Origin of the sequence: Undibacterium sp. Dicai25W, from assembly GCF_049340505.1 — a bacterium.
Classification (GTDB): Bacteria; Pseudomonadota; Gammaproteobacteria; order Burkholderiales; family Burkholderiaceae_D; genus Undibacterium; species Undibacterium jejuense.
The window spans coordinates 73,107-86,959 of record NZ_JBMPOQ010000003.1; the positions used below are offsets into that span (position 1 = coordinate 73,107).

Here is a 13,853-nt window from a genome sequence, read left to right on the forward strand (position 1 = left end):
AGAAGCGAGATCAAATGAATACAACAAAGATAGAACCCAACCCATTGCGGGTTGGTATCGGTGGACCGGTCGGATCAGGTAAAACTGCTTTATGCGAGATGCTTTGTAAGCGCATGCGTGATGAGTATGAAATGGCGGTCATTACCAACGATATTTACACCAAAGAAGACATGGAAATATTGCTACGTGCAGATGCGTTGCCCGCAGAGCGTCTGATGGGGGTGGAGACTGGTGGTTGTCCGCATACGGCGATCCGTGAAGACGCCTCGATTAATCTGGAAGCCATCGCTCGCATGAGTGCGGATTTTCCGGAGCTGGATTTGATTTTGGTTGAATCTGGTGGCGACAATCTGGCGGCAACGTTTAGCCCGGAGTTATCTGACCTCACCATTTACGTGATTGACGTTGCGGGCGGCGAAAAAATTCCACGTAAAGGTGGCCCTGGCATTACCCGTTCTGATCTGTTGATCATCAACAAAACTGACTTGGCACCGCACGTTGGTGCGAACCTCGACATCATGGCGCAAGATGCCAAGCGCATGCGCGGTGAGCGTCCGTTTGTGTTCACCAATTTGCGTACTGGTGATGGCTTAGAAACGGTCGTCAATTTTATCCGTCAGCAAGGGATGCTGGATGTTGTACGTACCTAATCAAGTTAAAGCACGCTCAGTTTAAACTCAATGAATAGAGAGAAAATGATGAATACCCATAGCCAGAAAAATCTTGTGAAATTTGCCGCGCTTTGCGGATTGTTTTTGTTTGCTTTGCCCGCTTCTGCGCATGTCAGCGTGATGCATAGCGTAGGCGGTTTTCAAGCCGGATTGATGCATCCGTTGACAGGTCTTGATCATTTACTGGCAATGCTGGCAGTGGGTGTGTGGGCGGCACAAAACCAACGCCCTGCGATATGGTTGCTACCACTAGTTTTTCCTTTAATGATGGTGGCAGGTGCATTGGTTGGTATGTCTGGCGTGTTGGTTCCTGGCATTGAAGCTGGCATTGCCGCTTCGGTTTTGATACTGGGACTACTTATCGCCTTTATGGTTCGCCTGCCAGTTGCCTTAAGTGCGTGTCTGGTTGCCGTTTTCGCGCTGGCGCATGGCTATGCGCACGGTGTAGAGTTGCCTGCTGGCGCCTTAGGTGCATGGTTTGGCACGGGTTTTTTGCTGTCTACGGCACTCTTGCATGTCACTGGATTGTTCGCCACTTTGTTTGTAAGTCGAATTGCTAGTCGTGCAATAAGCCTTCAATTAAATCGTATTTTGGGTGCTGGGATTGCGTTCGCTGGTCTTTATTTTTCTGCTGCTTTAGCTTAGTGTTTTTTTTGCTGATAGGTCACGAATATTGGTCGCCTATCAGCACTTCTCCTGAGAATCTCGATTGAGATATCTGTCTGCATACTGGTCGACGTACATCCTTTAATCAAACGTTGCATGGATGTTTTGAAGCAATATTACATAGACATCCTTTGCCTATTGTGTCTGTTGTGCCGATTTCGTCATTTGAATACCTCACAAGTGTCAAGACTTGTCGACTCCTCGCCCTCTACAATAAAGCTTGATTTGAAAATCAATTGCTTGGTGGATTTATTTGCCAATAGCTTAGAGTACAAAAAGGAGAAGACAATGTGGCATGGTGTGATACCCGCAGTAACAACTAAATTTACTCAGGATGATGGTCTCGATTTCAAAGAAATGGAACGTTGCTTCCGCTATCTGCTGGATGCAGGTTGTGACGGCCTGATTGCATGTGGTTCTTTGGGGGAGGGGCCATTGTTGTCGCATGCCGAGCGCATCGAAGTATTAAAGCTGACTAAATCAGTTACGGGCAATAAGCCCGCCATTCTGACCGTGGCAGAAGCCGCCACACGCGATGCCTGCGCATTGGCGGAGAAGGGTGCCCGTGCTGGCGCCGATGGCTTGATGGTCGTTCCAAGCACGATTTACCACAGCAATCATAAAGAAACGGTTGCTACTTTACGCGCCATTGCCGCAGCGGCTGACCTGCCCGTTATGATTTATTCTAATCGCCTCGCGTACCGTGTTGATGTCACTACCGATATGCTGGAAGAGCTTGCCGACGATATTCGTTTTGTTGCTGTGAAAGAGTCCTCGGATGATATTCGCCGTACCACAGAAATTATCAACCGCCTCGGGTCTCGCTATGACTTGTTCACTGGCGTGGATAACCTCGCATTTGAAGCACTGACTGCTGGTGCAGTTGGCTGGGTGGCGGGTTTGGTGGTGGCGTTCCCGCATGAAACGGTCGCAATTTATCGTTTGATTAAAGCTGGGCGTTATGCTGAAGCTTTGGATATTTATCGCTGGTTCCGTCCTTTGCTGGATCTGGATGTGTCAACTTATCTGGTGCAAAACATCAAATTGGTTGAAGCGTTGGTGATTGATTCCAATGACAGAGTGCGCGCACCACGTATGCCATTGGATGGCGATTTGCGTCAGCGCGTAGAAAATGTCGTCAAGACAGCGCTGCAAAATCGCCCTGCATTGCCTTCAGTTGCCTGATAGCTAGTGATGCACTCCCATCCGGATGTGATCGTCATTGGTGCAGGCATCGTTGGTGCCGCCTGCGCGCTTAGTTTGCAAAAAGCAGGCATGCAGACTTTGTTAATCGATGCAGCGATGCCAGGTTGCGGTGTTACAGCAGCGGGTATGGGTCATCTGGTCGCACTTGATGAGAGCGAGCAAGAGTTAGATTTATGTTTGTATTCATTGCAGTTATGGCGTGACTGGATACGGGAGCATCCGGGTATCGGACAGGTAAGTCAATGCGGTACTTTATGGGTCGCAGAAAACGAACAGCAACTTGCCGCCGCACAAGCGCGTGCTGCGCGCCTGAACGCGCGCGCGTGGCAGGCAGAGGTACTGAACTCAGAAAAACTACGTCAGCTTGAGCCAGCGTTAAGGCATGGTCTGGCTGGCGCTGTTCGCGTATTTGGCGATAGTGTCGTTTATCCGCCAGTGATTGCCTATCATCTTGCACAAGAGTTGCAGTTACACGGCGGTAAATTGCAATGCGGTTTGCGTGTGAATGCGATTCTTGATGACGTTAGTGCATCGGAGACCATCTTGTTTGAAGATGGCCAGCGTTTGTCAGCACAATACATCGTGGTTGCGGCAGGTCTTGGTGTAGCGGAGCTGTTGCCGGAGATTCCAGTATTTCCGCGTAAAGGGCACCTGGCGATCACGGATCGCTATCCGGGTCGCTTGCAACATCAGATTGTGAGCATGGATTATGGGCAGCACCATATGACGCCAGATGGCTTAAGTGTCGCCGCTAACATACAACCACGTTCTACGGGACAATGGCTGATCGGTTCCAGCCGTCAGGATGGGCAGACGGATACCACCGTCTCGCCAGTCGCTCTTGGCGCTGTTCTGCAATCAGCAATTCGTTTATTGCCTTGCCTGGCAACCATGAATGTTATTCGCGCCTGGGCTGGCATGCGTCCTGCGTCGCCGGATGGGCAGCCGATTATCGGCGTGCATCCTGAACGTCCTGGCATTTGGCTGGCGGCGGGGCATGAAGGTCTGGGAGTTACAACTTCCTTCGCGACAGCAGAGATATTAAAGGATCTTATCCTTGATCAGATGACCAGCATAGATTCAACACCTTACTCACCATCGCGCTTATTTGAGAGCAAGCAATATGCATAAAGACACTTTGCGTGCAGCACAAGCTATACAGGTGTGTCTCGACGGTGAATGGCTGCCAGCAAAAAATAATATGACGGTTGCTGCGTGGATGCTAACACAAGCGAAACTTTCAACCCGCATATCATGTTCTGGCACACCGCGCTTTGCCGTATGTGGCATGGGTGTTTGTCAGGAATGTCGCATCTCTGTGAATGGTCATCCACAGCAATTAGCTTGTCAAACCTGGTGCGAAGCAGGAATGGTTATTGATACCGGAGGCGTCGCTTGAAAGTCAGAGATAGCGGTACAAAAGAGATTTTCGCCTCATTGTTGATTATCGGTGCTGGACCGGCTGGTTTAGCTGCTGCGCTTGCCGCCGCTCCTCATGCAAAGAGTATCGTAATCATCGATGAAAATGCCGAGGCTGGTGGTCAAATTTGGCGCCGTGATTCGCTTCAAGTGCATTCACCCGCAGCGCAATTGAAGGAAAAATTACTTACCTATCCGCATGTGCAATTTGTGTTTGGCTCGCGGGTGATCGCGATGGTTGAACAATACTGTCTCCTTATAGAAACATCAGAAGGTGCGCAGCAATTACGATGGGAAAAACTCATATTGTGTAATGGCGCGCGTGAGCTTCTATTACCGTTTCCAGGGTGGACATTGCCCGGTGTAACTGGTGCAGGTGGGCTGCAAGCTTTGATTAAATCGGGGGCGAACTTAAAAGGCCAACGTGTGGTGATCTCGGGCACTGGCCCATTATTGCTATCAGTTGCTGCCAGCGTTAAGAAGGCACAAGGACACGTTGTTGCCATTGCAGAACAACGTTCCACAAAAGAGTTACTGGGATTTTCTTGTCAGCTTTTTTCTGCTCACAGATCAAAATTTTGGCAGGCACTGCGTCTGTTTAGTCTGATTAATCCTTTGCGTTACCATCACTCTGCTGTTGTTACAGTTGCGCATGGAGATAGGCAATTACGCGCGGTCACTGTAGTTCAGTCGGGAAAACAAGAAGAAATTTCTTGCGATCTATTGGCGTGCGGCTTTGGTTTGCGAGCGAATGTGGAATTGGCTGAATTATTGCAATGTCAGATTCAGGATGGTGTTGTGGTGGTTGATACACAGCAGCGCACCAGTCGTGAAAATATCTGGGCAGCAGGCGAGATAACAGGCATCGGTGGTGTAGAAAAGGCCTTGATAGAAGGGCGGATCGCCGGACTTGCGGCGACGAATGATGTAGTGACCGAAGCCGATACGTTACAACGTCAGGATGCTTATTCATTTGCAAAATTGCTGAACCAAACGTTTTCTGTTGATACTAGCTTGCGAAAATTGTGCAAGCCAGATACGCTAGTTTGTCGTTGTGAGGACGTGGCTGCGCAAGAGCTGGCTCCATTTACTGATTGGCGCACTGCAAAATTAATGACACGCCCTGGCATGGGTGCTTGCCAGGGAAGAATTTGTGGTGCTGCTTGCCAGTTTTTATATGGTTGGGATACCCCGGAAGCACGGCAGCCTGTTTTTCCGGCCAAAGCTGCTAGTCTTGCCTTACTCGCTGAAAAAAAATTCAGCCTTGAAAAATAGTATCGGCGTAAGTCGACAAAAAATTTAGAATAATTCGGAGAAGAACTATGAAGCAATTATTTATCAATGGAGCGTGGCACGATGGCGCGAATGCCATTACGAGCTATAGCCCATCTGATCGCAGCGATATGATTGATGAGTATGCGAGTGCTGGCACCGAGCAAGTAGAGTTAGCGATTGCCGCGGCTCATCGTGCCGCAGAGAGTTGGCGCTATTCTGGCACACAGCAACGTGCAGATGCCTTGGATAAAATCGGTACTGAAATCAATGAGCGCAAAGTGGAGTTAGGTACTTTGCTGGCGCGAGAGGAAGGGAAAACTTTGCCCGAAGCGATAGGCGAAGTGGGTCGTGCCGCCGCGATTTTTAAATTTTTTGCGCAAGAAGCACTGCGTATCCGTGGCGATAAGCTGGCGTCGGTAAGACCCGGGCTGGAAGTGGACGTGACGCGTGAGCCAGTGGGTGTCGTAGGTATTATCGCCCCATGGAATTTTCCGATCGCGATTCCAGCGTGGAAAGTCGCACCTGCCATCGCTTACGGCAATACCGTCATTTTAAAACCGGCAGAATTAGTTCCAGGGAGCGCCTGGGCACTGGCTGAGATTATTAGTCGTTCTGGTTTGCCAGAAGGCGTATTTAATCTGCTCTCGGGGCCGGGTCGTATTGTTGGCGAAGCGTTAGCGAATGACAGACGCGTTGATGCAATCAGCTTCACCGGATCGGTCGGTACTGGTCAGCGCGTGTTAACTGCCTGTGCTGCGCGGCGTGCCAAAGTGCAGCTAGAGATGGGTGGTAAGAATCCTTTGGTCGTATTAGCGGATGCTGATCTGGATGTTGCGGTAAATGCGGCGATTCAAGGTTCGTTTTACTCGACTGGACAACGTTGCACCGCATCTTCACGTCTGATTGTGGATGAAAAGATTTACCCGGCGTTTATTGCTGCGATGAAGGATAAACTGGCGCAAATTAAAGTGGGCCATGCCTTGGAGGCTGGTATCGATATTGGCCCGGTAGTAGATCAGTCTCAACTTGATCAGGATTTGCGCTATATTGCCATCGCTAAAGACGAAGGTGCAAAATTGATTTTTGGCGGTGAGCGTTTGGCTCGTCCCACTGAAGGCTATTTTTTGAATCCAGCCTTGTTTGTTGATTGTGATCCTGCGATGCAGCACGTGCGAGAAGAAATTTTCGGCCCAGTTGCTTCCGTCATTCCGGCAAAAAATTATGAACATGCGTTGCAGCTTGCCAACGATACTGAATTTGGTTTGACCGCTGGGATTTGCACGACATCATTAAAGCACGCAACACACTTCAAACGTCATGCACGCGCAGGCATGGTGATGGTGAATGTGCCGACTGCCGGTGTTGATTACCACGTACCTTTTGGTGGCACTAAAGGCTCCAGCTATGGCGCACGTGAACAGGGTAGCGCAGCGGTTGAATTTTATACGACTGTTAAAACCAGCTATACCTTCGCTTAAGAGGGTATTATTTTCGAGGCACTATATTGGCCGATATATCCGTATTTTCAGGTTTTGAACAAGCGCGATCGTTATGCAACGGTCGCGTTTTTTTGCTTCGGCAATTACTTCAGGATATTAAACTCACTTGAATGCGGACTACCGACGTTGGAATGGTATGTTGCTCGACGGCATTAAGCTTTGGACGCTCGATGCGCGAAAGATTGATGTGAAAATTGATCAGCGGAATTTGAATGCTTGAAATGAGCTAAATACGAGTCTTTTTCGTTGTAATGTGTATTGATCTTGCGCAAATGCGCTTGCTATATTTTGCTCATATAAGGCAAACTTCGGGAATGTCCGTATGTTTCTCTACTCCGATAATGATGTTAGAAATATAAAAATAAGTAAATATCGTTAGAATGAAAGAAATTCAATCTTGTTTAAGTAGCAATTTAAAGTTTCGTGTATTATTCTAATGACTTTTGGGTCAGTTTTGGGGCTCAAATTATCATTGCCAACTTATTTGAGTACTTCAGGAGTGTGGAATTGAAAAAAACAAGGATCTGCAAAAAGCGTCCTTTGCAATCACTGGCGAGAGGAACGGGCGGGGTTCTCGCATTGAGTCTTTTGATCAGTGGTTGTGCAGTTGGACCAAATTTTAACGCACCGGCGGCACCCGTTAACTCTGATCAGTACTCCTACACAGGGAAAACTAAGGTCATAGAAACTGTCAAGGCAAATACTTTTGCTGGTCAATCGCAAAAATTATCCAGTGGTCAGGACATTCCTGCAGCATGGTGGGAAGTTTTTCACTCTGAGGCCTTGGATAAGCTGATCCGCGAATCATTAAAGCATAATCCCACACTTGCTTCCGCTCAGGCTGCTTTGCGTCAGGCTCAGGAAAATTATAACTCCCAGGCTGATTCTGTTCTGTATCCAAGCGTGACCGGGAATTTAGGCGCACAACGCCAACACGCTTCAGCAGTGTCAACGAATGTTCCCGGCGGTAAAGTGCTGAATTTGTACAATGCCTCGGTGAATGTTTCGTATTCGGTTGACATATTCGGTGCGAATAAGCGAGGACTGGAAAGTGTACAGGCTGGTGTCGATTATCAGCGGTATCAGTTAGAGGCAACTTATCTGACTCTGACCGCTAACGTCGTTACAACAGCGATTCGTGAGGCTTCTCTGCGTTCACAATTGCAAGCGACTCAAGAAATTCTTGATGCGCAAACATCGCAATTAAATGTCATTGAAAAACAGTTTACGGTTGGCGCTATTCCAAAGGCAAGCTTGCTGGCGCAGCGCAATTTGGTCGCGCAAACCCGTGCAAGTCTTCCAGCTTTACAAAAATCGATAGATCAGACGCGCAATCAATTGGCGGTATTAGCTGGTAAGTTGCCAGGTGATGCAGATTTGCCTGAATTTAGTCTCGATAATTTGCAATTGCCGCAAGAATTGCCAGTTTCTGTTCCTTCGGCTTTGGTTCGTCAACGTCCTGATATTCTCGCGGTAGAAAGCTTATTGCACCAGGCAAGTGCTCAGGTAGGTGTTGCAACTGCGAATCAATACCCGCAGTTTTCTTTGACTGGCAGTTACGGCTACTCTTCCACAGATTCGAGTAAATTATTCAATAATTCGATGAGTTTCTGGAGTGTGGGCGGTGGGTTGGTCGCGCCGATTTTTAATGCTGGGGCCTTGTCCGCTAAGCGCCGTGCATCAGAAGCTGCATACGACCAGGCTGCTGCGCAATATCGATCAACGGTATTGTCAGCATTCCAGAATGTTGCAGATACCTTACGTGCGCTTGAGCTGGATGCGCAAACTTTAAAGCAACAGGCTGAAGTTGAGGCGCTGGCGAAAGACACTTTAGAACTGACAACGAAGCAATATAAACTCGGTGGTGTGAGCTCACTGGCTTTGTTGGACGCAAAACGTACGTATCAATCAGCACGAATTAACCTGGTGCAAGCCCAGGCGAATCGTTACGCCGATACTGCCGCTTTATTTCAGGCAATGGGTGGCGGTTGGTGGAATCGACCAGAATTGGTTGATATTTCAAGAACCGATGGCACTGCGGATAAAACTTCGCCATCTGCACAGTAATCAATTTGATCGATATTCCATTTGAATTTTGAAGAGTAAGGGGAAGTATTCATGACTAAGCGTATGTTCATTATGCTAGGCTGCGTGGTTCTGTTAATCGCTGGTTTAGCATTTGGCAAATATCTGCAAATTAAGCAGTTAATTGCGAATGCTCCTAAGCCAGGTGCTCAAACAGTATCTGCAACCAAGGCGGAAGTGCTGGAATGGCAACCACAAATTTCTGCAGTCGGTACTGTTACGGCGTTTCGTGGTGTTGATATCAGTTCTGAAGTGAATGGTCTGGTGCGCGAAGTGTTATTTAAATCCGGTCAAAACGTAAAACGTGGTGACTTGCTGATACAACTGAACGCTGATGCCGATGTTGCCCAATTGCACGCTTTGGAAGCGGCAGCTGAATTGTCTGCCACCGTGTTAAAACGTGACCAGGCACAATTGGCGGCGGAAGGTGTTAGTCAGGCGCAAGTAGATGCTGACGCAGCTGATCTGAAAAGCAAACGCGCTCAGGTTGCTCAACAAGCAGCAGTTGTAGCAAAAAAATCGATCCGCGCACCTTTCAATGGTCGCCTTGGTATCACGACAGTCAATCCTGGTCAGTACATCAACACTGGCGACAAACTGGTGACCTTGCAAACGATAGATCCGGTTTATATTGATTTTTATGTTCCGCAAAAGCAAATTGGGTCACTGAAAATTGGTCAAAACTTGAAAATCTCCAGTGATTCTTTTACTGGGCAAGAATTTGCGGGGCAGGTTAGTTCCATCAATCCTAAGATTGATACCGCTAGCCGCAATGTGCAGGTTCAGGCAACATTAAGCAATCAAAAGCAATTGCTGTTGCCGGGCATGTTTGCCAACGTTGCCCTGGATGTCGGTGATAAAAATAAATTCATCACCTTGCCACAAACGGCAATCGCGTATAACCCATATGGTTCTACCGTGTTTGTGGTTAAAGATGGTGATAAAAAAGATGACAACGGTAATGCAACTAAAGTCGCGCAACAAGTCTTCGTTACAACTGGCGCAACACGCGGTGATCAGGTTGCAGTGCTGACTGGTTTGCAGGCAGGCCAATTGGTGGTTACCAGTGGTCAGCTTAAGTTGAAGAATGGTACGCCAGTCGTGATCGACAATTCTGTGCAACCTAAAAACAGCCCGAATCCAACTCCGCAAGAACACTAATAGGAGCTACGATGAAATTTACCGATATTTTTATCCGGCGTCCGGTGCTCGCCATGGTAGTGAGCATGCTGATTGTCGTACTCGGTTTGCGGTCCTTATTTAGTCTGCCGATTAACCAATACCCACGTACGCAAAATGCGGTGGTAACGATTTCGACAGCATACTATGGCGCCGACGCGCAAACTGTAGCGGGTTTTATTACCCAACCTCTTGAGTCTGCGATTGCGCAGGCACAAGGTATTGATTATCTGTCCTCGTCAAGCAGTAGCGGTGTTTCTACGATTACTGCTACTTTGCGCCTTAACTACGATGCTAACCGTGCTTTGACCGAAATTAACACGCAAGTAAATTCAGTCAAAAACCAATTGCCTCAACAAGCGCAAGAGCCAGTATTGACCGTGCAAACCGGTCAGACGACTGACGCGATGTACATGGGTTTTTATAGCGATACGTTGCCAACTAATAACGTCACAGATTTTTTGATCCGTGTTGTTAAGCCTAAGCTGGACTCGATTGACGGTGTGCAAACCGCTGAATTGCTGGGTGCACGTCAATTTGCGTTGCGTGCCTGGTTGGATGCCAATAAGATGACAGCGATGGGCGTGACCGCCGCTGATGTCAGCGCAGCTTTAACGAGCAATAACTACCTGACGGCACTTGGCGCTTCCAAAGGTCAAATGGTAACAGTGCCTTTAAGAGCTGGTACTGATCTGCATTCTGTTGAAGAATTTAAAAAACTCGCAGTGAAGCAAAATGGTGATGCTATTGTTCGTTTGGAAGACGTTGCAACGGTGACACTAGGATCCGAAAACTATGACTTTAACGTAGCGTTTAGCGGTGTACGGTCTGTTTTTATTGGTATCAAAGTCGCTCCTGAAGCAAATATTCTGGATGTAGCAAAGCGCGTTCGTAAAGCATTTCCACCAATTCAGTCACAGCTACCAAACGGCCTGACTGGTCAGATTGTGTATGACTCCACCGAGTTTATTAACACGTCAATCGAAGAAGTTGTGAAGACCTTGGTTGAGGCACTGGTTATTGTTACCGTGGTTATTTACTTGTTCCTGGGTAGTTTCCGCGCAGTGATGGTGCCGGTGATTGCGATGCCTTTGTCACTCATAGGCACCTTCTTTGTGATGCTGATGTTTGGCTATTCGATTAACTTACTGACTTTGCTGGCGTTAGTGTTGGCGATTGGTCTGGTAGTTGATGATGCGATTATTGTGGTGGAGAACGTTGACCGTCACATGAAAGAAGGCAAATCGATTCTTGATTCATCGTTGATTGCTGCTCGTGAACTGGGTGGGCCGATTCTGGCGATGACCGTGGTCTTGGTGGCGGTGTATGTACCGATTGGTTTCCAGGGCGGTTTGACAGGTGCGTTGTTTACTGAATTCGCCTTTACTCTGGCGGGTGCGGTGGCCGTGTCTGGTGTCGTCGCGCTTACTTTGTCACCGATGATGTGTTCCCGCTTCTTCTCCGCCGACCAGAACGAAGGTCGTTTCGTTAAATTCATTGACCATACATTTGAACGCGTGCGTGGCGGCTATTTACGCCTCTTGCATAGTCTGCTCAACACCTGGCCAGTACTGATTGTGATGAGTGTGATTCTGATCGCTTGTCTGGGCTTGATGTTCAAAATGTCGCAGTCAGAATTGGCACCAGAAGAAGATCAGGGGATTGTTTTGTCTCAGGTAGTCGGCGCACCAACAGCGACTTCTGATCAGATGCAGACCTATGCAGATCAAGTGTTCAAAGTCGGTCATGATATGCCTGAATACAAGCAAATGTTCCAGATAACTGGCGTACCAACTACGAATGCAGGTATCGGTGGTGTATTGCTCAAGGATTGGGGTGATCGTACTCGTAGTGCGAAGCAAATTCAGGCAGATTTGCAAGCAAAATGGAATAAAATCGCTGGTGCAAGGGTTGCCGCGTTCCAATTCCCTGCCTTACCAGGTTCATCAGGCTTGCCAGTGCAGTTCTTGATTACCACGACAGAGCCGTTTGAAAATCTGAACACGATTGTTCAGCAAGTCATGGATAAAGCACGGGCTTCCGGTAAATTCTATTTCATGGACGTTGATTTGAAATTAGATAAGCCACAAGCAACGCTGGAATTTGATCGTGACAAAATCACCACGCTGGGAATGACGCAACAAGGTGTGGGACAGGCATTGGGCGCAGCATTGGGTGGTGGCTATGTTAATTACTTCTCCATTGCCGGACGTTCGTATAAAGTGATCCCACAAGTGCAACAGGTGGATCGTTTGAATCCTGATAATTTATTGGATTTTAATATTCGCACTCCTGCCGGAAATATGATACCCGCCAGCACAGTGGCTCATATTACAAATAGTGTTGTGCCACAAGCGATTAACCGTTTCCAACAGTTGAACTCGGCAACTATTTCTGGTGTGGCGGGTGTATCGCAGGACGAAGCACTGAGCTACTTGCGTGGTCTGGTGCAAGAAGTCGCTCCAACTGGTTACACCGTGGATTATTCTGGTCAGTCTCGTCAGTTCATGAACGAGTCGGGTGGTTTTCTGGTGACGATGGCTTTTGCTGTCATTATCGTTTTCCTGGCATTGGCTGCGCAGTTTGAGAGCTTCCGTGACCCAGTGATTATCCTGGTTTCCGTACCATTAGCATTGTTTGGTGCGATGATCTTTATTTTCTGGGGCTTCTCATCAGTCAATATCTACACCCAGGTTGGTCTGGTGACTCTGATGGGGCTGATCAGTAAACACGGTATTCTGATCGTTGAATTTGCTAATCAATTGCGTAAAAAAGGTTTGAGCAAACGCGATGCGATCGAAGAAGCTGCTGGCGAACGTCTACGTCCGATTCTGATGACGACAGCAGCGATGGTGTTTGGTGTGGTACCACTCGTGGTTGCTTCTGGTGCAGGTGCTGCGGGCCGTCACGCGATGGGTCTGGTGATTTTTACTGGCTTGTCTATCGGTACACTGTTCACTTTGTTTGTGGTTCCTGCGATGTACGTGTTTATCGCTGGTAAGCATGAGGTGGAAAAACCATTGGAGACTTTGGCTGCTCCAGTAGTAAATCCAACTTAATTTAGCTGAAATAATCCAAAGCAGTTATCCAAAGCAATAAGCTAAAACCCGCCATTTCAACTGGCGGGTTTTTTTATATTTAATTGATCAGTTGTCCCCGTCATACAAGGTCAAACAATCAGGCGATACTCGCTAAACTAATCACCGATTTTTTCAATGCCGCATGAACTTCCAGCATTTCTGCTTTTTGTGTCTGGCGATGGTAACGGAATAACATTAACCCCTCTACCTGAGCGACGATCAAAGTTGCTCTTAACTTGTATTCTTCGTCAGAAATTGCTGGGTTCAGACCTTGGATTAATTTGAAAATCGCTTTGCGCTCCCGAGCGATCATTTTATCCATGAGCTTGGAAGCAAAGTCATTGCGTGCAGCGAGTGCCCAGATTTCAAAAAACATGCCGTAAGTGACCGGATTGCTGAGTTCTTCCAGAAACATGCTGATCGCTGAATTTAATTGATCTACGCGTGGCTGTTGCTCCATCTTGCTGGTAATGTTGTCGAGCTTTTCCTGAAACTGATTCATGGTCATCAATAACACTGCTTCCATTAACACATCTTTACTTTGAAAGTAGTGCTGCACATTGCTCAGACTGATACCAACTTCACTGGCGACTTTGCGCATTGACAGACCTGCATATCCTTCGCTGGCAAGAATGTGACGTGCAGCATCCAAGATTTCACTGACCCTGCCCAGTCCTTTTTCTGTGGTGCTGGAAGCTTTGTTTTTGAGTGAAGTTTGTAGTGTATTTGGCATGATAGGGTGCATTGATTCCGAGTGTAAATTATCGCATATG

Annotated in this window: 11 protein-coding genes; 10 read left to right on the forward strand and 1 reads right to left on the reverse strand. The window is 47.8% G+C overall.

Annotation, left to right across the window (positions count from 1 at the left end; translation table 11 throughout):
- Positions 1 to 14 precede the first annotated feature (14 nt).
- From ureG to ACO0KY_RS05185, 10 genes are all read left to right on the forward strand, one after another.
- On the forward strand, positions 15 to 650 hold the full coding sequence (gene ureG, locus ACO0KY_RS05140; RefSeq protein ID WP_423044721.1) for an urease accessory protein UreG: 636 nt from the start codon (positions 15 to 17) through the stop codon (positions 648 to 650).
- 48 nt (positions 651 to 698) lie between these two features.
- Positions 699 to 1,316 (forward strand): HupE/UreJ family protein, encoded by a 618-nt coding sequence (locus ACO0KY_RS05145; RefSeq protein WP_423044722.1) that lies wholly within the window; start codon positions 699 to 701, stop codon positions 1,314 to 1,316.
- Positions 1,317 to 1,625: 309 nt separating this feature from the next.
- Complete coding sequence (locus ACO0KY_RS05150; RefSeq protein ID WP_423044723.1) at positions 1,626 to 2,522, forward strand: dihydrodipicolinate synthase family protein; 897 nt, start codon at positions 1,626 to 1,628, stop codon at positions 2,520 to 2,522.
- A 9-nt stretch (positions 2,523 to 2,531) separates the two neighbouring features.
- Complete coding sequence (locus ACO0KY_RS05155) at positions 2,532 to 3,674, forward strand: NAD(P)/FAD-dependent oxidoreductase (RefSeq protein WP_423044724.1); 1,143 nt, start codon at positions 2,532 to 2,534, stop codon at positions 3,672 to 3,674.
- A complete protein-coding gene (locus ACO0KY_RS05160) occupies positions 3,667 to 3,942 on the forward strand; it encodes a 2Fe-2S iron-sulfur cluster-binding protein (RefSeq protein WP_423044725.1) in 276 nt (91 codons plus the stop codon). Before ACO0KY_RS05155 ends, ACO0KY_RS05160 begins: the two co-directional genes overlap by 8 nt.
- Positions 3,939 to 5,237, forward strand: a complete 1,299-nt coding sequence (locus tag ACO0KY_RS05165; protein ID WP_423044726.1) for an FAD-dependent oxidoreductase — start codon at positions 3,939 to 3,941, stop codon at positions 5,235 to 5,237. Before ACO0KY_RS05160 ends, ACO0KY_RS05165 begins: the two co-directional genes overlap by 4 nt.
- Positions 5,238 to 5,284: 47 nt before the next feature.
- Entirely contained in the window at positions 5,285 to 6,715 is a 1,431-nt protein-coding gene (locus tag ACO0KY_RS05170) for an aldehyde dehydrogenase family protein (RefSeq protein ID WP_423044727.1), read from the forward strand.
- Positions 6,716 to 7,237: 522 nt separating this feature from the next.
- Positions 7,238 to 8,803, forward strand: a complete 1,566-nt coding sequence (locus ACO0KY_RS05175; RefSeq protein ID WP_423044728.1) for an efflux transporter outer membrane subunit — start codon at positions 7,238 to 7,240, stop codon at positions 8,801 to 8,803.
- Positions 8,804 to 8,854: 51 nt separating this feature from the next.
- Complete coding sequence (locus ACO0KY_RS05180) at positions 8,855 to 9,982, forward strand: efflux RND transporter periplasmic adaptor subunit (RefSeq protein ID WP_423044729.1); 1,128 nt, start codon at positions 8,855 to 8,857, stop codon at positions 9,980 to 9,982.
- 11 nt (positions 9,983 to 9,993) lie between these two features.
- Positions 9,994 to 13,059: an efflux RND transporter permease subunit gene (locus ACO0KY_RS05185; RefSeq protein WP_423044730.1), complete on the forward strand. Its 3,066-nt coding sequence runs from the start codon at positions 9,994 to 9,996 to the stop codon at positions 13,057 to 13,059.
- Between the two features lie 118 nt (positions 13,060 to 13,177).
- Here ACO0KY_RS05185 and ACO0KY_RS05190 read toward each other — a convergent pair whose 3' ends face one another.
- Complete coding sequence (locus tag ACO0KY_RS05190; RefSeq protein ID WP_423044731.1) at positions 13,178 to 13,813, reverse strand: TetR/AcrR family transcriptional regulator; 636 nt, start codon at positions 13,811 to 13,813, stop codon at positions 13,178 to 13,180.
- Positions 13,814 to 13,853 lie beyond the last annotated feature (40 nt).

Excerpts from the sequence above, each read along its gene's own strand:
- ACO0KY_RS05160 (WP_423044725.1), top strand. The coding sequence starts at position 3,667 with ATGCATAAAGACACTTTGCGTGCAGCACAAGCTATACAGGTGTGTCTC.
- ACO0KY_RS05185 (WP_423044730.1), top strand. The coding sequence starts at position 9,994 with ATGAAATTTACCGATATTTTTATCCGGCGTCCGGTGCTCGCCATGGTA.
- ACO0KY_RS05150 (WP_423044723.1), top strand. The coding sequence starts at position 1,626 with ATGTGGCATGGTGTGATACCCGCAGTAACAACTAAATTTACTCAGGAT.
- ACO0KY_RS05180 (WP_423044729.1), top strand. The coding sequence starts at position 8,855 with ATGACTAAGCGTATGTTCATTATGCTAGGCTGCGTGGTTCTGTTAATC.
- ACO0KY_RS05190 (WP_423044731.1), bottom strand. The coding sequence starts at position 13,813 with ATGCCAAATACACTACAAACTTCACTCAAAAACAAAGCTTCCAGCACC.
- ureG (WP_423044721.1), top strand. The coding sequence starts at position 15 with ATGAATACAACAAAGATAGAACCCAACCCATTGCGGGTTGGTATCGGT.
- ACO0KY_RS05155 (WP_423044724.1), top strand. The coding sequence starts at position 2,532 with ATGCACTCCCATCCGGATGTGATCGTCATTGGTGCAGGCATCGTTGGT.
- ACO0KY_RS05145 (WP_423044722.1), top strand. The coding sequence starts at position 699 with ATGAATACCCATAGCCAGAAAAATCTTGTGAAATTTGCCGCGCTTTGC.
- ACO0KY_RS05170 (WP_423044727.1), top strand. The coding sequence starts at position 5,285 with ATGAAGCAATTATTTATCAATGGAGCGTGGCACGATGGCGCGAATGCC.